The sequence below is a fragment of the Oceanobacillus sp. CFH 90083 genome (assembly GCF_009389585.1).
Taxonomy (GTDB): Bacteria; Bacillota; Bacilli; order Bacillales; family Amphibacillaceae; genus Oceanobacillus.
The window spans coordinates 1-315 of the sequence record NZ_VIYG01000059.1; the positions used below are offsets into that span (position 1 = coordinate 1).

At 35.2% G+C, this 315-nt stretch carries 1 protein-coding gene; it reads left to right on the plus strand.

Annotated features, from left to right (window positions below):
• Positions 1 to 315, plus strand: a 315-nt coding sequence (locus FLK20_RS21485) for an LON peptidase substrate-binding domain-containing protein (RefSeq protein WP_194165726.1), incomplete at both ends; no start/stop codon positions are given.

Sequence of the window (315 nt, forward strand, 5' to 3'; positions counted from 1 at the left end):
ACACATGCAGATTGCGCTATTTGTGGGTCGTGAAAAATCGATCAATGCAGTTGATGTGGCTCGTAACAGTGACAATTTAGTATTTGTAGTTGCGCAAAAAGATTCGCTTACAGAAGAAATTGATCACGACAATTTATACCAGTACGGTACAGTCGCTAAGATTGTACAAGTAGTTAATCATGAAAATGATGAAAACTGCATTAAAGTACTTATTGAAGGCTTACATCGTTCTAAGTTGAAAAAAATTATCGATGAAGATAGTTATTTGACTGCCGAACATGAATTAAGTCCAATGACGATTAATGTAGATAAGGC